The 17,730-nt window shown below is 60.5% G+C and carries 13 protein-coding genes; all 13 read right to left on the bottom strand.

The window, feature by feature from the left end; translation table 11 throughout:
- Entirely contained in the window at positions 1-1,656 is a 1,656-nt protein-coding gene (locus J5Y06_RS14915; RefSeq protein ID WP_209335992.1) for a GMC family oxidoreductase, read from the bottom strand.
- Positions 1,653-2,327 (bottom strand): glutathione S-transferase family protein, encoded by a 675-nt coding sequence (locus tag J5Y06_RS14910; RefSeq protein WP_209335991.1) that lies wholly within the window; start codon positions 2,325-2,327, stop codon positions 1,653-1,655. Before J5Y06_RS14910 ends, J5Y06_RS14915 begins: the two co-directional genes overlap by 4 nt.
- 18 nt (positions 2,328-2,345) lie before the next feature.
- Entirely contained in the window at positions 2,346-3,152 is an 807-nt protein-coding gene (locus J5Y06_RS14905; protein WP_209335990.1) for an enoyl-CoA hydratase-related protein, read from the bottom strand.
- Positions 3,153-4,703, bottom strand: a complete 1,551-nt coding sequence (locus J5Y06_RS14900; RefSeq protein WP_245247906.1) for a class I adenylate-forming enzyme family protein — start codon at positions 4,701-4,703, stop codon at positions 3,153-3,155.
- Positions 4,704-4,772: 69 nt separating this feature from the next.
- A complete protein-coding gene (gene dctP, locus J5Y06_RS14895) occupies positions 4,773-5,882 on the bottom strand; it encodes a TRAP transporter substrate-binding protein DctP (RefSeq protein WP_209335988.1) in 1,110 nt (369 codons plus the stop codon).
- Positions 5,883-5,929: 47 nt separating this feature from the next.
- On the bottom strand, positions 5,930-7,255 hold the full coding sequence (locus tag J5Y06_RS14890) for a TRAP transporter large permease (protein WP_209335987.1): 1,326 nt from the start codon (positions 7,253-7,255) through the stop codon (positions 5,930-5,932).
- On the bottom strand, positions 7,252-7,755 hold the full coding sequence (locus J5Y06_RS14885; RefSeq protein WP_209335986.1) for a TRAP transporter small permease subunit: 504 nt from the start codon (positions 7,753-7,755) through the stop codon (positions 7,252-7,254). Before J5Y06_RS14885 ends, J5Y06_RS14890 begins: the two co-directional genes overlap by 4 nt.
- The gene (locus tag J5Y06_RS14880; RefSeq protein ID WP_209335985.1) at positions 7,752-9,419 is read right to left on the bottom strand and encodes an AMP-binding protein; all 1,668 of its coding nucleotides are present in this window, start codon (positions 9,417-9,419) and stop codon (positions 7,752-7,754) included. The genes J5Y06_RS14885 and J5Y06_RS14880 overlap by 4 nt, the downstream gene beginning before the upstream one ends.
- 64 nt (positions 9,420-9,483) lie before the next feature.
- The gene (locus J5Y06_RS14875) at positions 9,484-11,274 is read right to left on the bottom strand and encodes an acyclic terpene utilization AtuA family protein (RefSeq protein ID WP_209335984.1); all 1,791 of its coding nucleotides are present in this window, start codon (positions 11,272-11,274) and stop codon (positions 9,484-9,486) included.
- Complete coding sequence (locus J5Y06_RS14870; protein WP_209335983.1) at positions 11,271-13,223, bottom strand: acetyl/propionyl/methylcrotonyl-CoA carboxylase subunit alpha; 1,953 nt, start codon at positions 13,221-13,223, stop codon at positions 11,271-11,273. Before J5Y06_RS14870 ends, J5Y06_RS14875 begins: the two co-directional genes overlap by 4 nt.
- Positions 13,220-14,032 (bottom strand): enoyl-CoA hydratase/isomerase family protein, encoded by an 813-nt coding sequence (locus tag J5Y06_RS14865; RefSeq protein WP_209335982.1) that lies wholly within the window; start codon positions 14,030-14,032, stop codon positions 13,220-13,222. The genes J5Y06_RS14870 and J5Y06_RS14865 overlap by 4 nt, the downstream gene beginning before the upstream one ends.
- 4 nt (positions 14,033-14,036) lie before the next feature.
- Positions 14,037-15,656: an acyl-CoA carboxylase subunit beta gene (locus tag J5Y06_RS14860; RefSeq protein ID WP_209335981.1), complete on the bottom strand. Its 1,620-nt coding sequence runs from the start codon at positions 15,654-15,656 to the stop codon at positions 14,037-14,039.
- A 14-nt stretch (positions 15,657-15,670) separates the two neighbouring features.
- Positions 15,671-16,384 carry a TetR/AcrR family transcriptional regulator gene (locus J5Y06_RS14855; protein WP_280819047.1) on the bottom strand — a complete coding sequence of 238 codons (714 nt, stop codon included), beginning with the start codon at positions 16,382-16,384 and terminating at the stop codon, positions 15,671-15,673.
- Between the last annotated feature and the right edge of the window lie 1,346 nt (positions 16,385-17,730).

Here is a 17,730-nt window from a genome sequence, read left to right as displayed (position 1 = left end):
CTAAAAATCTGATGGGAAGGATCGTCCGCGGATCATGTCAGCCGCCTTCTCGGCTATCATCAGGGTCGACGCATAGGTGTTGGCCGAAGGCATGGTCGGCATGATGGAGGCATCAACGACCCTCAGCCGTTCCAGCCCATGAACCCGCAACTTGTGGTCAACCACTGCGGCGGGGTCGTTCCTTGGGCCCATACGCGCAGTGCCGATCAGATGCCACACGCTGGCGCCGTACTGGCGCGCCCAGTTCAGGATGTCCGCGTCGGACTCCATCGCTGGATCGGGGAATGTCTCGCGCTCGACGAAGCGGCTCATGGGCTCCGTCCGCAAAAGTCTCCTAGCCAGCCGGATACCTTTGATCATGGCGCGCTGGTCGACCGGATGGGTCAGGTAGTTGGGCTGAATGGCGGGGTCAACAAACGGGTCCAGCGATGTGGCTCGTACATAGCCCCTACTTTCGGGCCGGTGCTGCCAGACACCGCAGCTCATCCCCGGGAAGTCGTCGAGCAGACTGACGAAGCCCTGCTTATAGCTTGCCGGCGTGAAGACGACCTGCAGGTCGGCGCCGTCCATCTCGGGCTCGGATTTCCAGAAGCAGTGGACAAGGGAGGGGCTGAGTGCGAGGACGCTCGGCCTGCCAGTCGCCCATCGCAGAGCCTGCCCCCAAAGACGCACGCCACGCGTCAGCTCGTTCATCGTCAAGTGACCCGGTCTGCCGCGCGCCACTACCCGCACAGAGCAATGATCTCGGAAATTCTCGCCGACACCGGCGAGGTCGTGGATGACCGGCACGCCGAGTTCGGCGAGATGTCTCCTCGGTCCAATACCGGAGAGCTGGAGAAGGCGCGGGGTGTTGATCGTTCCCGCGCATACGATCACCTCGCGCCTAGCCCTTACTTCGCGAATGGTCGTGCGGTCGCGCTCGTCGACAAAGCGTACCCCTACTGCCCGTCTTCCTTCGAAGATGATGCTTGTCGCGCGCGCCCTGGTCCGAAGATCGATGCGACGGGTGCGTTTCATGGCCGGAAGGAGATAAGTGCGGCCCGCGCTCATGCGCCAGCCGCGATGAATGGCCCTCTGGAAGTATCCCACGCCAGGCTGCTCCCCGCTGTTATAGTCGGGATTGCGCGGAATACCGATAGATTGCGCGCCTTCTATGAAAGCCTCACAGATGGGATGAATCCAATCCAGATCCGAAACAGGAATATTGCCATCCCCGCCGCGATAGGCCGGATCAAAGTCGCCGAGTCTTCTCTCAAACCGTCGGAAATAGGGTAGCACGTCTCGGTAGGCCCAGCCGCGGTTGCCGCTCTGCGCCCAGCTGTCGAAATCGGCAGCCTGACCTCGATTGATCACCATGCCGTTGATGGAGCTTGACCCGCCGACAGTTCGGCCGAGTGGCATGATCACCTGCCGGCCGTTGACGCCCTCGCCGGGCTCAGTCTTGAACTGCCAGGTGTATTTCGGGTTGAACATGATCTTGATGAAGCCAGCGGGCAGATGGATGTAGGGGTGACGGTCGGGGGGACCGCTTTCAAGAGCGCAGATACTCACGCCCTCGTCCTCAGCCAACCGTGCGGCGATCACGGAACCGGCAGCGCCGGTACCGATCACAACATAGTCGAACGTGTCGGCGGGCTTCGCAGTATCGCCGCTCATGAAGCGTCCTCGACCATCCTGCCGAACGGGTCAAGCGGGCCGAGTACCGCGGCGGCATGTTCTTCGGCGGCACGGGCGCGGCTGTAGCCGTCGCGCTCCTGAAGGCCTGACCAGTACGCCTGCACACGGGGACCAAACTCGCTGTTGAGACCGATGACGCCCGCGAGCTTCAGCGCATAGCCGACCGAAATGTCGGCGACGGTGAAGCGGCCTGCGCAAAGGTGGTCCCGATCCTGGAGTACCGACTCGACCGCCCGTAGACGGGCCAGGAACCAGCGCGCGTAATCATCTGCGACTTGGGCGTTTTGCCGCTCGGCGTTTTCGAAGTGGCGGTAGCGAAGCACCAGCGTCTGCGGAAAGGTCAACGTTGCCTCGCCGAAATGCGTCCAGTTCAGGAAGGCACCATACTCGGTATCGTCAGGCTCGACAGCGAGCGGCGACGGGCCATATCGGCGGGCGATATAGTGACTGATCGCACTCGATTCGGTCATGCGCAGGTCGCCGTCCACGAAAAGCGGAACGGTGCCGAGCGGATTGATGTCCTTGTAGCCAGGCGATGCAAAGCGCGGCGGGAAAGGAAGCAGATGCAGGCGGTAGTTCAGCCCCATCTCTTCTAACGTCCAGAGCGGTCGAAACGATCGCGCTCCAAAGCAATGATGAAGTTCGATCATGGCGACTGCTCCTGCCGTTTAGCGGCCGTGATAGACCGGCGAACGCTTCTCGATGAAGCTCCGGGGGCCTTCGCGAGCATCCTCGCTTGCGAACACTGGTGCGGCGAAACTCAATTCCATGGCGAGAGCCTCGGCTTCTGTGTATCCAAGACATGCACGTGCTGAGCGGCGGATTGCCTGAACCGCGATAGGACCGTTGCGCGCGATTCGCTCGGCGATATCGAAGGCCGCCGACAGCACCTGTGCAGCTGGCACCACGCGGTTGAGGAAGCCCCATTCAAGAGCTTTATTTGCGTCGATGAGGTCACCGGTGAGCAGCAACTCCATAGCACGCGGCATTGAAAGCTGCTGTGGAAGGCGTACGGTGGAACCGCCGGCAGGAAAGATCGCCCATTTCACTTCCTGAACACCAAACTTCGCCGTCTCAGAAGCGATGCGAATGTCGGTTCCTTGGCAAAGCTCCATCCCACCGGCGATTGCAGAGCCATTGATGGCGGCGATAACAGGCTTCACGACATCGTACCCTCGCAGTATGCCGCGACTGAGGAGAGTATCATCCGCTTTGAGCCTATGCTCGGACTCGTCTTCCGGTGTCCGCGCGCCGGTCATCAGCGGGATCAGTTTGCCGAGATCAGCTCCTGCGCTGAACGCCTTGTCACCAGCGCCTGTCACCACCAGCGCCCTTACGGCTTCGTCCCTGCGCACCTCTTCGAAGGTATCAGCCATCAGGCAAAGCGTCTCAGCGTCAAACGCATTTCGAACCTCGGGGCGGTTGATCGTCATCAACGCGACGTGACCATGCTTCTGAAAGAGGATTTTTGACATCTAGCTGGTCCCAGAAAAACGTTCTTCGAGATCGTGGCGCTTGATTTTGCCGGTCGTGCTACGCGGCAGGTCGTCTTCACTGACGAAATGGAACTCCTTCGGAATTTTGTACCTGGCGATCGACCGAGCGCAGCGTTCGCGCAGGCTCTCGACGGTGAGTGCTTCGTCGAGCCGCACGACCAACGCTATGGGGATTTCGCCCCATTGGCCGTCGCTCTTGCGCACGACGACTGCGTCCCTGACCAGCGGATCCGAAAGGAGCACGCGCTCGATCTCGGCGGGATAGATGTTCTCACCGCCCGACTTTATCAGATACTTGCGTCTGTCGACGAAGGATAGGGTCCCGTCCGGATTGCGCCGGAAGACATCGCCCATGTGGAACCATCCACCGCGGAAATCCTCAGCGTTGGCCGAGGGATTATTCCAGTAGCCAGAGAAGAGCGCCGGACTGCGGATCGTGAGCTCGCCAGGTTCACCGTCGGAAACTTCATCGTCCTCAGGATCGACCAGCTTGATCCGGCAGAAGGAGCTTTGAAGCTTGTCGAGCTTTTCAGGCACCAAACCAACGGCGATCGTGGACCGCGAAGCGGGGGGTAGCCCGGTCTCAGTAGAGCCGAAACTATTCAGATAGGGAGCATCCAGAAGACGCGTGACCTCCGCGATTTGCTCTCGAGGCACCAGATCGGCCATCACCCCAGCCCACCTCACCCCGACTGGTTTGCGGCCCAGCTTCTTCATGGCATCCAGAAAAGGAGTTATCATGCCGGGCATGAGAGTGAGCCGCCCCAGCCTCTCCCTTGCTACGATCTCCGCAAGCTCATCGGGAACAAAGCCGTCCGTCACGATCACCTTGCCCCCCTGGATCAGGGTCATGAAGACAGTGTCCGTGGAGACCATGTGGAACAGCGGCGCCCATGCCACGAAGGCGTCGTCTGCACCGTTGGGGATGTCAACCATCTGGATCATCGCCCGCGCGATCTCGGCGCGCTGGCTGATGAGTGCTCCCTTCGGCATTCCGGTTGTGCCGCTGGTGTAAAGAATAACGACCCCATCCTCCGGATCACATTCATCGTCAATTGGCGCCTGTTCCGCCCGCTCCAACGCGGCCTCGTATTCCTCGCCCAACACGAGCAGCGGAACGTCCCCGGCGCAACGGCGCGCTGCCTCCAGATGACGCGGCGAAGCGACGAGCAGCGTGGGCGTGACGAGTTGCAGGCAATGGATCAGCTCGCCCTCAGCAAGCCTCCAGTTCTGGCAGGCCAATATGACCCCAAGCTTCGCGGCTGCGAGCAGGCACTCGACGTATTCAACCCTATTCTCCGAAAGGATCGCGACGCGGTCGCCGCGGACTATCCCACGTTCTCTCCAAGCATGAGACAGCGCATCTGTACGGCGGTCGAGCTCTGCATATGTCGATCGTCTATCACCCTGCTCGATCGCCACTCGGTCAGGTCCGCATCGTACGCGCAAGCCGAACAAAGATCCTATAGTTAGGGCGGAAGCGTGCCGGGCCAGTTCAAGGTCAACCGGCTGACCGATGACGGTGGGCATGGCGATCATCACCTTGATGGATGTGCGGAAAGAAGGAAGGGGGCGCACCGGCGCCCCCTTCTGTCGGCGCTATTTCGCGCAGGCGCGGATGGCCTCGATGTCCGGCATCTCCGAAAGATTCCGGCCCATCGCGAACTCACCCTGCATCTCGCGCCAGCCCCGATAATCCTCCAGATATCCCAACTGCGAGACGGCAACCTTCGCGAACAGCGGATTAGCGCAAGACTCTTCTACGAGGAGCCTGTTGGCCACGGTCTGCACGCGCGCCATGTCTTCGTCGCTCAGCTTGTGAACGGTCGTTCCGGCCTCCTCGAAGGCGCGGACTGCTTCCGCTGACGTTTTCTCAAAATGACCGATAGCCCAGGACATTGTTGCTCCTGCTGCGGTCTCGATGATCAGCTTCTGCTTGTCGGAAAGTCCATTCCAAACGTCGAGATTGATCATCACGCCGCCGATCGAAGCCGGTTGGTGCCAGCCCGGTGACAGGTTGTGCTGGGTCACCTCACCAAATCCCATGCCGAGATCTGTGCTCGGCATCGAGAACTCGGCCGCATCGACGACACCACGCTCAAGCGACTGGTAGACCTCCGAGCCAGGCAACATGACCTGCGCCGCGCCGTATTCGGACAATATCGCTCCTTGTGGGCGCCCGGACATACGCACCCTCTTTCCGTTGAGATCACTGAAGGACCTGATCGGCGTCGTTGAGCGCAGGCCCGACTCTGTGCTCAAAATGGCATACGGAACATATTTTATGTTATGGGCGCCGTAGATCTCGTCGAACATCTCGGCGCCCCCCCAATGATTGATCCACAGCAGGTAGTCTGGGACCGTAAACAGCATTGGGAACGAGCCGATCAGGGAAAAAGCCGTATCCGTTCCAGCCCAGTAGCCGGGCCAGTCGCCAGAGGCTTGGATTGAGCCGGACTGGACCGCATCAAATACCTGCGTTGACGGGACCAAGCTCTCGCCGGGAAAGAACTCGATCCGTATCGTGCCTTCGCCTAGCCGGTTAACTAGATCCACAAAATGCTGGTCTGAATCGATCAGGTTGATGCCCGGCGGCCAGGTACTCGTCATCTGGATTGTAAGCTCTTTCTCCTCCTGAGCGAGCGCTGAGCTAGAATTGAGCGCGAATAGGCCGGCCATGCCCGCCAAGATGCCAATAAAACGCTTCATGTGCTTCCTCCTTTTCTCCCATAGGTCTTAGATCAACGCGCACGGGACTAGCGCGCGAAGACGATGCTTGGCAGCCACGTAATGATCTGCGGAAAAACCATGCACAGACCGGCCCCAAAGATGATCAAGATGATGAACGGCACTACCCCGCGATAGATGTGCCCGATTGTTACTCCGGGCGGAGCGACCCCTTCGAGGTAGAAAAGCGCGTAGCCAAACGGCGGGGTTAAGAACGACGTCTGGAGCACGATTGCGATCATCATGACGAACCACAGCGGGTCAAAGCCGGCCTCGACCGCGATAGGCAGGAAAATCGGCAAGCAAATTAGGACGATGCCAAGCCAGTCGAGGAACATCCCCAGCACGAATACGATGAACATCATCAGGAAAAATATGCCCCACGCACCTAAGCCTAGCCCCTCAAGATACCCAGAAACGATCCTGGTGCCGCCGACAGCTACGAATACGCCGGTGAAAGCAGTAGCGCCGACGATCACGAACAGAACCATCGCAGTGGTACGAGCAGTCGCCGAGACTGCCTCTTGGAACATGGACCAGGAAAAGCGCCGGTAGACGATAACCATGAGGAACGTGAGAAACGCTCCAATTGATGCCGCTTCGGTCGTCGTAGCCCAGCCGGCGAAAATCGATCCCAGGACACCCGCTATAAGGAGCAGCGGCGGAACAGCCATTTTGAGGAGGAGCTTTGTGATCTCCGTCCGATTGGTTGCGCTTAACTCCTCTTCGGAGACCGGAGGGCCCAGATCTGGACGGAAATACGTCAGCACGCCGGCGTAAAGTGCATAGAGGAAGGCTAACATCAGACCAGGAACAAGCGCAGCCGCGAAGAGCTGACCAACTGATATCTGAGCATAGCTCCCCAGAATTACCAGCATTATGGAGGGGGGTATTAAGATGCCGAGGCTGCCGCCCGCCGCGATTATGCCGGTACTCAATTCTTTCTGGTAACCGTATCTAAGCATGGAAGGCAGCGCTAGGACTCCCATCACGGTCATTGAAGCTCCGATGATGCCTGTTGTAGCGGCAAGCACGACAGAAATGGCCACAGTCGCCAGCAATAGACCGCCCCGCACGCGCCCCAGCATCAGCCGCAGGGCACGGAACATGTCATCGGTGACACCGGAGTCGCTGAGAAGTCGAGCCATTAAGATGAACATGGGAACCGCAATGAGGATATAGTTGTCCATCTGGCTGTAGATGCGGTTGATAATGATCCCAAAAACTTGCGGCCCAGGACCGATGAACGAGAAGACGACGGCGAGCCCCCCCAGCACGAAAGCCAGCGGATGCCCCATGAAAAGTCCGATGAGGAGGCCGATGAACATGAGAACGGTGATCACTTCTCCGCTCATTGCGCATCTCCCTTGCGAACGATCTCCGCTAATCGGATGATATTGGCCAGCCCCTGCAACATTAGAAGCACGGCTGTCACGGGTATAACGGTCTTCACGTAGTAGACGGGCAGCGCCACAACGCCCCAGCTAGTTTCACGTGATGCCCAAGATCGAGCGGCGAAGTCCCAGCCATAAATCAGCAACATGATCATGAAGGGATAGAAAAAGATAAGATAGGAAAGAATATCAAGCGCCGCCTGTGTTCGGAGGCCAAGCCGCGCTTTGAAGATGTTAATGGAGACGTGCTCGTTGTGAAGCAGCGCATAGGCCGCTGTTATCATGAAATGCAAAGCGAAGAGCTGCACTGATACATCAAACGCCCATAGCACCGGGGCACTGAACAAACCGCGGGCGATTACGTCATAAACCGTCAACAGCATGATGAAGATCATCACCCAGCCGACAACCCGGCCCACCCAAGTGTTCAAGCCGTCGATCGTCTTCACCAAGGTATTCATCGGGCCTGCTCCATGGAACAAACGGGGCATTCTACTCGAGCCTTACGCTTCAGATCTCTGAAATCGTATGTGTCGGCCAATTGGACCGGATTCTCCTCTTCAGCAAAAATTAGCGCTTTCTGGATCTTCTGGGTTCCGGTGGTCGGCAGGTCTTTGCGGAAGCAGACGTAGCCTGGAGCCTTGAAGTAGGAGAGCCGACCCAGCGACCATTCAAAGAGTTCGTGCGCCGTCGCCGCATCACCTGGCATGTCGCCCTTCAGCACGACGCAGGCGAACACCTCCTCCTCCCGCAAATCGTCCGGAACGGCGATGATGGCGGCCTGTACGACCTTCGGATGCGCCTGAAGGCAGGCTTCGACCTCCGCGGCGGCGATATTCTCGCCGGACCGACGCACGATGTTCTTCTTACGGTCGACGAAGTAAAGCATGCCGCTCTCGTCTTGTCGCACCACATCCCCGGTGCGAAACCAGTCGTCGTGCCAGGCCGCGCCGGACGCTGCCTCGTCCTTTAGGTAGCCGGAGAAGAAGGCTCGGCGCGGATCCTCGTCATCAGATTGAACGAGAAGCTCACCGGGCGTGCCAGCGTCCACATCGTTCATGGCGTCGTCGACCACGCGTGCGCGCATAGTACCGGCGGGGCGGCCAAACGCGCGCGTTCCTACTTGCCGGGGCTCGAAATTGTCGATGAAGCCCCGACCAACTTCTGTCATGCCCCACAACTCCAAAAGCGGGAAGCCGAAGCGTTGCTCAAATGCTCGATGATGCTTGGGATCAACGCCCGCTCCTACACCAGCACGAACCAGGTTTTCGCGCTCGACATCCGAGCCCGGCATCGCCAGCAACAGCGCGGGCATCACCCCAAGGTAGTGGATGAGTGTCGCCTCCGACTCCTTGCAGTCGGTCCACCAGCGCGTTGGCGAGAAACGGTCGATCATGACATTGCAGCCGGCGCACGAGATCAGCGCTGTGGTGGTCACCACGAGATTGTTCATATGGAAGAGCGGAAGAGGGTTGAGCAGGCGCTCCTTGCCCTCTTGCATGGCCAGCCTTCCTTGCCAGGACGCATAGAAGCGACCGGCCTCGACGAAGTATCGGTTGGATAGGAGGCATCCTTTGGGTCTCCCCGTCGTGCCTGATGTGTAGAGGATCGCTGCCTCTGCTGATAGATCCACAACCGGGTCGCCGCCCGGTCCCTGCGAGCGCGCAATGCCCGACTGGTAATCGGACGCTTCTATAATCGGCAGTTTGCGATCCGCCCCAGCCAGAGCCTCAGCCAACGCCGCGCGGCAATAGTCCGCCGCGACTATGAAAGCAGCCTCGGAATGCTCAATTATATAGAGCATCTCGTTCGGCCGGGCCTCTGGATTGAGCGGCACGATTGACACGCCCAGCCCGTTCAGAGCGAGGTAGTGGAGATAGAACTCAGGGCGATTACCAGTTAGGATGGCGCCTCGCGCGCCGCGACCCCATCCTGCATCGCGATATGCCGCACGCAGTTCCAGAACACGTTTCAGCGCCTCGCCGTAGCTCAGCTCGACGAACGGCCCCGCCCCTCGCTGGCGATAGGCCGCGAAGGGGAGATGCGGGTGCCGCGCAGCGGTAGCGGCGAACATCTCGGCGACGCTCGCTTCCTGCGGCTGTGGTCCGTAAAGCACTTTCGACATTCGGGCGATCCTCCTATCGCTCTCATGCATTATCTGCGGCAGTTCTCCTCCGCCATGTTCTTCATCACGGCGGCAGCCTGTCCAACTCGCGCGCCAAGGCCGAAGGGAGAGGTATTGGAAGGTCGAGCAGGATCTGGGCATAGGCCTTCCCCTGCGGATCGTTGCGCAGCGAGGCGATACCGCCGCCTCCAAGGACGTCCTCCAGCAGAAAATTGAGTGCGTGTATCCCCGGGAGGTCGTATCGGTGCACAGCAGCGACGCCGAAATGCTCGAAATGGCCTGCGACGACGTCTGGCGTCAGAGCTGCGCGGATATAGGGCAGAAAACGCGGCTCGCGCGCCTTGATGCCGATGTTGGCGTGGTTGCCCTTGTCGCCGCTGCGACCAAAGGCGAGCCTCACCAGAGGAACCTCGACCGGATCTTCGATCGTCTCGGCATCCTCGGTTGCGCTATCTCGAACGCGGGGGGGGACGGCAACATCTTCCATTGGCGCCGGCGCCTCGAAGCTGCGGCCGTCGAACTCGATCGAAGCCAGCACCTCGCCCTTCGGCACAAGGCAGGAGAACAGGCGAATCAGAGGTGATATCTTCGGCCGGTTGCCTCCCATGCCGGTGATGCCCGGCGCCATGGACGTGCCCGACGAGGTCAACTCGCGCACCAGCATTCCGAGCGGCGCCTGAGCCTTGTGCTTGGCGGCCACCTTCAGCACGACCTCGCGGGTAGCCATGGTGCGCGACCGAAAAGCATAGGCCGATTCCGACCCGATGATTTCGACGCTCGTCTCGCTGAAAGGGGCGACCCCTTGTTCTTCCAAGAGCCGCGCGCAGCGTCGCAACGTGGCGTCGGCTACCTTTTTTGCCTTCGCCACGGCATCGATGCCACCGATCGTCAAGTACATTCCGACGCGGAAGCCATCCTGATAAGTGGCGCTCGCCTTGTAGGTGGCGGTCGGCGCCCGACCGCGCGCCTTCGTAACCCGAACCTTGTCCGGCCCAATTTCCTCGATCTCGACCTGCGTGAAATCGCAGGTCACGTCCGGCAGGAGATAGGCCGACGGGTCACCAATCTCGTAGAGGAGCTGTTCGCTGACCGTTCCGGCGGAAACAAGCCCCCCGGTGCCTTTAGGTTTGGTGACGACGAAACTGCCGTCCTCTCCGATCTCGGCGATCGGATAGCCGATTGTCGCCCAGTCGCCGGTCTTGTCCCAGTCTGTATGAATGCCGCCCGTTGCTTGAGCTCCGCATTCCAGAATGTGTCCGGCCAGCGAAGCGGATGCGAGTCGATCGTAATCGTCCAGCGGCCAGCCGAAGGCATGCAGGGAGGCGCCGAGCGTCACGGCGCTATCAACGCAGCGCCCGGTGATGACGATATCGGCGCCACGGCCGAGTGCAGCAGCGATCGGACGTGCACCCAGATAGGCGTTGAAGCTCCACAGCTTCTCCGGCATCGGCTCTCCAGTGAACATCTCGCGCGTGCCGCCTTTTCGGAACTCGTCCTGCCGGGGCGCCAGGTCGTCGCCCAAAACCACCGCGACTTTCACATCTAGGCCGGCATCGTTGATCGCCTTTTCCAGAGCCCGCCCGCAGGCGCGCGGATTGACCCCGCCCGCATTGCTCACGATCTTGACTTTCTGCCTCGCTATCTCGGGCAGATGCGCGGCGATAAGCGAAACGAAATCGGCTGCAAACCCTCCATTTTCATCCTTGGCGCGGGCTCTCGCCATGATCGACATAGTAATCTCCGCGAGATAGTCGAAGACGAGATAATCGATCCCGCCGCCTTTCAGAAGCTGCGGAAGGCTTATCGAGGAATCGCCCCAGAAACCTGTTGCACCGCCGATGCGTATGGTCGTCACGCCCCCTCCTCAATGATCTCTACGATGAGGTCACGTGCCGAGATCTGGGCGCCCTCCGCGATCGCCACCGTGCCGACCAGACCGGCGACAGGCGCCATTACTATGTGCTGCATCTTCATTGCTTCGAGCGTCGCCAGGACCTGGCCGCGCTCGACCCTTTGGCCCTCGGTTACCTCCAGCGAGATGACCATGCCCGTGATGGGAGCCCGAACGCTTCCCCCGGCCGAGTCGGCCTCGAGTGCGGCAGGCGCGACCATCGTAACGTCACGTATCCGCCATTGCGCGACACCTGTCACCAGCACGATCTCGTCCTCAGTTGCATGAAAGGGCACGGCGTGCGTCACGTTCGCCTCGCGGTAGTGCAAGACGCCGCCTTTTGCCGAAAGAAGGGCGATGCTCCGGCGCTCCCCTAGGAGTGACACGACGTGCATCTCCTCAAGGCCCTTTTCGACCGCGAACCATTCGGGCTCACCCTCACCGACGGTGAGCTTCACCCTGCTGCGGGACCATCTATTGTTCCGCCAGGCGGCATCGCGGCAGAACCATGCCGCCGCAAGCGCTTTCAAATAGTCAGCAGGCGGCTCATTCGCGCCGTAGCCGTCCGGGTACGTTTCCTCGATGAAAGCTGTCGTGGCTTTACCGTCGATGAAGGTCTGTGCCGCCAGCGCATCCATCAGGAAGGACCGGTTGTTCGTCAAGCCGAAAATCCGTGTGTCGGCGAGAGCCCTGAGGAGACGACGGCGTGCTTCCTCGCGATTTTTGCCCCAGGCAATGATCTTGGCAAGCATGGGATCGTAGAAGGCGCTGACTTCAGTGCCCGCCCGAAGGCCGTGATCGACCCTGACGCCGGGTCCTTGCGGCGCGATCCATTCCTTTACGCGCCCGGTCTGCGGCATGAAATCGCCGACCGGATCTTCGGCATAAAGGCGCACCTCGATAGCGTGGCCACTTATCGTCACTTCGTCCTGCGAAAGCGGCAGCGGCAGTCCCTCAGCGACGTCGATCTGCATTGAGACGAGATCCAGACCCGTGATCAACTCGGTAACGGGGTGTTCCACCTGCAGACGAGTGTTCATCTCGAGAAAGTAGAAACTGCCATCCGCATCAAGAAGAAACTCGACCGTGCCGGCGCCCTGATAGGCCAGAGCCGCGGCTGCCTTGATGGCGGCCTCGCCCATTGCCTTGCGCATTCGCGGCGTCACCCCCGGAGACGGAGCCTCCTCGACGATTTTCTGGTGACGGCGCTGGATCGAACAGTCTCGCTCGGCGAGGTGGATCAAGTTGCCCGCCGCGTCGCCGAAGATCTGGATCTCGATGTGGCGCGGCTTCACCACGGCCTTTTCTATCAGCATCCGTTCGTCGCCGAAGGCGTTCTGAGCCTCAGATCTTGCAGTCCGCAGGAGGCGCGCAAACGCGGCTTCTTCCGCCACAAGCCGCATACCCCGTCCACCGCCACCGGCTGAGGCCTTGAGCATTACGGGAAAGCCGATCTCCCTTGCGGCGGCCAGGAGCCGCTCTTCGCTCTGGTCGCCGCCCTGATATCCGGGCACGCAAGGCACGCCTGCTTCAATCATCCGCTGCTTGGCTTCGGCCTTGTCCCCCATCGCGCGGATGGCTTCTGGCGAGGGGCCAATGAACACGAGACCGGCCGACGAGACGGCTTCAGCGAAACTGGCATTCTCGGAAAGGAAGCCGTAGCCGGGATGAACGGCGTCGGCGCCAGTACGCAAGGCCGCCTCGATGATGTGATCGCCCTTCAGATAGCTCTGCGGAACCGGCGGAGGGCCGATCCGGACTGACTCGTCCGCCATCGCCACATGAAGGGCGTCCCTGTCGGCGTCCGAATAGACTGCGACCGTGGCGATGCCCTTCGCACGGGCTGAACGTATGATGCGGCAAGCGATCTCGCCACGATTGGCCACAAGGATCTTTTCGATGCGCCCGCTCATGAAAGCTTCTCCACCCAAGCTGCGGGCCGTTTCTCGCTGAAGGCGGCAATTCCTTCCGCGCCTTCGGCGCTACGTATGCAGGCGGTGAATGCCTTCGCAGCTCTGTCCATCATCTGTGTAGGCAGGTCGCGGTCGCCGAGGATCAGGTCTTTCGTGACGGCAAGCGCGCCTGGAGCGCAACGCCCGATATCGTTGAGTATCCCAATCAGAGCCTCCTCTAGCGCGTCGGCATTATCGAACACCAGATCGGCGAGCCCAATCTGCCACGCCTGCCGCCCGTCGATGCGGGAGGCCGTTAAAGCAAGCCTACGGGCGCGGGCCTGACCAAGGCGTGCCACGACATAGGCAGCGATCTGCGCAGGGGGTATACCCAGACTGGTTTCGGAGAGCGCGAACCTTGCGCGGGTGGTGCAGAGGACGACATCGGCGCAGCAGACCATGCCGAACCCACCTCCGTATGCCGGCCCATCGACGACCGCGATCACCGTCTGCGGCTGGGAGTTGATGGCCGCGAACAGCTCGCCCCCTTTCCGGTTGGCACGGTAAATCGGATCGTTTGACCCGTCGGCGGCCGGGCTACCTAAGTCCGCGAAGGCACTCTTCAGGTCGGCGCCTGCGCAAAAGGCTCCGTTCGCGCCGCGGAGCACAATTGCGCGGATTGTCCGATCATCCCGAATCGCGTTCAGCGCCCCTAACAATTGGTGTACAAGCTCGTGACTCAACGCGTTCTTTGTAACCGGATCGTCGAGAGTGATTTTCAAGACGTGGCGCAGGCGCTGGGTGCGGACGAGGATCCTCTGGCTTTCCATCTGCCTACATCCTCGCCACGCCGAAACTGTTTGGATAGGTGGTGCGCCGGCGACCCTCTATCGCCGTGCGCAGACAGAAGGCAAGGACGCGTCGCGTATCGCGCGGGTCGATCAGCCCGTCGTCCCACAGACGCGCGGTCGCAAACAGCGCCGTCGACTCGCGAGCATAGCTGTCGGCGATGCGCTTCGCTTGTGCCGAGAGTTTATTGTGGTCGGGCTCGCGTCCTTGGGCACGCGCTCCGTCCTCACCGACAATGGTCATCACCTTGGCGGCTTGCTCGCCGCCCATGACGGAAATTCGGTTGTTTGGCCAGGAGAACAGGAACTGCGGCTCGAAGGATCGACCGCACATGCCGTAGTGGCCCGCGCCGAATGACGCGCCAATCTGAAGCGTGAGTTTGGGCACGTTCGCATTTGTCACCGCCTGGATCATCTTAGCCCCGTGCTTGACGATGCCAGCACGCTCAGCTTCGATCCCGACCAGGTAGCCCGTTGTGTTCTGCAGGAATATCAGCGGCCGGTTTGTTTGGCAGGAGAGCTGGATGAACTGCGCCGCCTTGACAGAACCGTTCGCGTCGATCGGACCGTTGTTGCCAATAATGGATACCTGCTGCCCTTCGATGGCGGCATGTCCCGTGACGGTCATGGGACCATAGCCCGGCTTGAACTCCAGGAAACGGGAGTCATCGACTATCCGCGCGATGACCTCGCGGACGTCGTAGGGCGTGCGATAGTCGACCGGCACGACCCCCAACAGCTCCTCCGCATCATAGCGCGGCGGCTTGAAGCTATGCTCGAGGCCCATGGGAAGGCTGTCGTTCCACGCCAAACTGGCCATGATCTCGCGCGCGATGCGGATCCCATCGACGTCATCCTCGGCCATGTACTCGCCTAGACCAGAAACCTCGCAATGCATTTGGGCGCCACCCAGGTCCTCCGCGTCGGCGATCTCGCCCGTCGCCGCTTTAAGGAGCGGCGGCCCGGCGAGAAACACGTGCGAGCGCCCGCGCACCATCACCACATAATCAGAAAGACCCGGCTGGTATGCGCCACCGGCGGTCGATGATCCGTTGACTACCGCAACAACAGGTATGCCTGCGGCCGACAGCTTCGCCAGATTGGCGAACATTTTGCCGCCACGTACAAAGATCTCAGACTGCCTTGCCAGGTTGGCACCGGCGCTCTCGACGAGCTGGATGAGAGGCAGCTTGTTCTCGAGAGCGATCTCCTGTCCGCGGATCAGCTTTTCGACACCCATAGGATGCATCGCGCCGCCCTTGATCCCTGAATCGCTAGCAAGCACCATCGAGCGCACGCCCGAAACCATGCCGATGCCTACGATTATGCCGCCGCCATAAACCTCGTCCTGCCCGTCATCATCGTGCATTCCGAAGCCGCAGAGCGTGGACAATTCGAGAAATGGCGAGTCGCGATCGAGAAGAAGATCAACGCGGTCACGCGGAGGGATCTGGTTGCGGGCCTCGAACCGAGGTCGCGCCTTCTCCGACCGCTGCCGCACCTTTTCCTCCAAGCAACGGAATTCCTCAATGAGGTCGATATGCCCTTGTCGGTTAGCCCTGAACTGAGCGCTCTCCGCGATTGTCTTCGATTGGATGATCGACACGCTTTCCCCCTGCGCTAAGCCGAGTTCGCCGCGACGCGACTTGAGGCGGCAAGCCGCTCAAGCGCGACGACCGCGCGCTCAATTCTCTCGGCATGACTCGGCTTGTCCGAACCGGGCAACCATCCCCGCAGAAGGATCTGCGAATAGGTGCGCGCCATTTGGTCGAGATCAACCGAGCGGCCGGCAAAGAACGTCCGCTGGCCCAGATGCTCAAGCCCGCCGTAAAAAAGGTCTCGACAAAGCGCAATATCGAGATCCGCGGCCAGTTCCCCCTTCTGAATCGCCGCTTCGAAAATCGACCGGAAGATGCCTGCGTAAAGCTGGTTGTAACGGTGGAAGGCTGAACCTCGATAATCGGCCCAGCGAAGCTCGCGATAAACCACCTCGTGGATGCGCGGATTGCGTTGCATTTCCGCCAGATGACGGCGCGCCAACACAAACAAGCGAGCCTCGATCGAGCTTGTCGCCTCGACATCCACGCGCAGCTCTTCGATGACCGGTACCATCCATGCCTCTATGACCGCACCAAGCAGCTCGTGCTTGGTGCGGAAATACTTGTAGACGGTAGCCTCAGAAACACCAGCTCGGCGGCCTATCATTTCGACCGACGCTCCGTTCTGGCCCACCTCCTCCAGACACGCACGAGCCGCGTCCAAGATCTCGCTGCGGCGGTGCGATTTTCGACGCTGCCAACTCCGTGACGCATCAAGCTCCGCCACGCTAGGCATCAGCTGTCAAAACTCGGTGAGCTTCCCTCATCAACAACATGCCCTCTCTCATGCATCTTGTGGTACAGCAAGGAAGCACAGGACAGATGCCTATGCAACAGAGTTGAGTCGCCGTTCCTCGCACTTTTAGAATTGGTGAGTAAGGCTTACTCTCAAGACGATATGTATCGGCTCAGACAGCGACCCAAGTCCGGGCAGTGCTTGTGCCTTGTTCGTGAAGTCGACTGTTACGGCGAAATAGGCGCTTGCATTCGCACGGCGAGATCCTGCCGTCGCGGTTCATGTCGGTGACAGGTCGCGGTGGCCCACGATCTTCGTAGTCCCATGCTCTCGACGAGGCCCGCCAGCAGCCTGCGCAAAGATGCGTGGCCGCAATCCATCTCATGCCGGGCTTCCTGCAAAGCTTTGCCATGGCATACGCGGGGACGGACACTTCGGCCGAAGCTAGCAGCCATCAACGCTGAAGCACGCCGGGCGGACAGAAGGCGGTCGATCGCGTCCTGAGTTACCTTTTCAGGGGAACCAGTTACCGCACTCTCGATGCAGGCGGTCAGTTCCGCGTCGTTCAGCAGCCGGTCGATCCTCGCAACATTTGCAACGAGATCCTCTGCGATTTCCGAAACAGGCCGCGTCATGTCCTGGTGCCTGCTTCGCGAAGTATCGACCACTGTTGTTTCCTGAAGCTGGAAACGGCGAAAGGATCTCGCGAGGATCGGTTCGAGCGCAGGAGTGGGCGGGCCTACGGCAATTCGCCGTAGCGGCCATCAGGAGCAGCGGGGCAACAGCGCCCCCGCGTAGGTTTCCGGCATGGGCAATGGTGCTGCGACCGCTTCGGTCATACCGCGCGACTGACAATACGTTCCAGCCCAACAACGTGCCGCGTGGCCAGTGTAAATTGCCCTTTATCTGAGCCTCACGTAAAAGCCGCCGCTGACCTACGGGTTCTGCGGCGGCAGCCACCGTCTCAGGCGCTGCCTTCCATCGGGGTGTCCTCGTCCAGCCCCATCTCGTCCGGCGGCAGGTAGCCGTTGCTCAGACAGCCGTCTAGGGCGAGGCACCTGCAGGACCTCCAGTCCGCAGTAATTCGCGATGGCCGAGCAGAAGTGCGAGACCGTCACGCTCTACTGAGACCTCCCGAAGCACGCCCGCCGCAAGCGGACGAGTTGGTACACCCGCGAGCAGATCGCCTCGCTCCTGTGGCACTCCTCCAGAAAAAAGGGGCGTGGAGTTGACCCCGTTTCACCGGACAGGCGGCGGTTGGTTTAAGCACTGAGGCGCAGGAACTCGCGTGGTGAGCGGAACTTGAGACCGGAGTGCGGGTGGACTTCACAGTAGTCGTCGATCCA

The sequence above is a fragment of the Tianweitania sediminis genome (assembly GCF_017813335.1).
GTDB lineage: Bacteria > Pseudomonadota > Alphaproteobacteria > Rhizobiales > Rhizobiaceae > Tianweitania > Tianweitania sediminis.
This window is presented reverse-complemented; position numbering and strand designations above follow the sequence as displayed.

Excerpts from the sequence above, each read along its gene's own strand:
- J5Y06_RS14890 (WP_209335987.1), bottom strand. The coding sequence starts at position 7,255 with ATGAGCGGAGAAGTGATCACCGTTCTCATGTTCATCGGCCTCCTCATC.
- J5Y06_RS14855 (WP_280819047.1), bottom strand. The coding sequence starts at position 16,384 with ATGCCTAGCGTGGCGGAGCTTGATGCGTCACGGAGTTGGCAGCGTCGA.
- J5Y06_RS14910 (WP_209335991.1), bottom strand. The coding sequence starts at position 2,327 with ATGATCGAACTTCATCATTGCTTTGGAGCGCGATCGTTTCGACCGCTC.
- J5Y06_RS14870 (WP_209335983.1), bottom strand. The coding sequence starts at position 13,223 with ATGAGCGGGCGCATCGAAAAGATCCTTGTGGCCAATCGTGGCGAGATC.
- J5Y06_RS14880 (WP_209335985.1), bottom strand. The coding sequence starts at position 9,419 with ATGTCGAAAGTGCTTTACGGACCACAGCCGCAGGAAGCGAGCGTCGCC.
- J5Y06_RS14905 (WP_209335990.1), bottom strand. The coding sequence starts at position 3,152 with ATGTCAAAAATCCTCTTTCAGAAGCATGGTCACGTCGCGTTGATGACG.
- J5Y06_RS14915 (WP_209335992.1), bottom strand. The coding sequence starts at position 1,656 with ATGAGCGGCGATACTGCGAAGCCCGCCGACACGTTCGACTATGTTGTG.
- J5Y06_RS14865 (WP_209335982.1), bottom strand. The coding sequence starts at position 14,032 with ATGGAAAGCCAGAGGATCCTCGTCCGCACCCAGCGCCTGCGCCACGTC.
- dctP (WP_209335988.1), bottom strand. The coding sequence starts at position 5,882 with ATGAAGCGTTTTATTGGCATCTTGGCGGGCATGGCCGGCCTATTCGCG.
- J5Y06_RS14900 (WP_245247906.1), bottom strand. The coding sequence starts at position 4,703 with ATGCCCACCGTCATCGGTCAGCCGGTTGACCTTGAACTGGCCCGGCAC.
- J5Y06_RS14885 (WP_209335986.1), bottom strand. The coding sequence starts at position 7,755 with ATGAATACCTTGGTGAAGACGATCGACGGCTTGAACACTTGGGTGGGC.